At 62.8% G+C, this 562-nt stretch carries 1 protein-coding gene; it reads left to right on the top strand.

Annotated features, from left to right (window positions below):
• The first annotated feature begins 87 nt into the window (after nucleotides 1-87).
• Nucleotides 88-510, top strand: coding sequence for a VOC family protein (locus ACLMAL_RS39730; protein WP_412003788.1), 423 nt, complete (start codon nucleotides 88-90; stop codon nucleotides 508-510).
• Nucleotides 511-562: the final 52 nt, after the last annotated feature.

The following is a 562-nucleotide window of genomic DNA, read 5'->3' as shown; positions in this document are numbered from 1 at the left end:
CACGGTCGCGCAGATCACCGGCCTACCGTGGCGCACGTTCCACGACGTCGCCCGTAAGAACACTGCGATGTGGAAGGATGCCTCGAAATGATCGATCATGTCTACATCTCGGTCACGGACATCGAGAAGTCGTTGGCCTTCTACGTCGAGGCACTGAAGCCCATCGGCTGGCGCGAATTCGGGAACTACGACGCCGCGTCCGGACCCGACAACGTCCCGGATCTGTTCGGTCTCGGCGACGACACATACATCTCCGGCACCGGAGTCGGATCGAGCATCTGGCTGCGCCAGCGCCAGCGCGGCGAGACAGGTCTGTACATCGGCATCGTCTGCGATACCAACGAAGCTGTTGACGCCGCCTACCTCGCCGCGATCAACGCTGGTGGCATCGACGAAGGCGGGCCAGCGGACCGGACATATTTCGCCCCAGGCTACTACGCCGCCAATGTTGCCGACTTCGATGGCAACCGCCTGGAGTTTGTGCATAAGGCCTGGAACCCCGCGCGCTAGGGCCGCAGGCCAGCAGCCGAACCAGCCGTACAGCCCTATCCGGTATTCGGCA

Origin of the sequence: Nocardia sp. CWNU-33 (assembly GCF_046764895.1) — a bacterium.
Lineage (GTDB): Bacteria > Actinomycetota > Actinomycetes > Mycobacteriales > Mycobacteriaceae > Nocardia.
The sequence above is the reverse complement of the archived record's forward strand: the minus strand, read 5'-3'. Positions and strand labels throughout refer to the sequence as shown.

What these genes read in the sequence shown, in the direction of transcription:
- ACLMAL_RS39730 (WP_412003788.1), top strand. Translation starts at nt 88, where the DNA reads ATGATCGATCATGTCTACATCTCGGTCACGGACATCGAGAAGTCGTTG.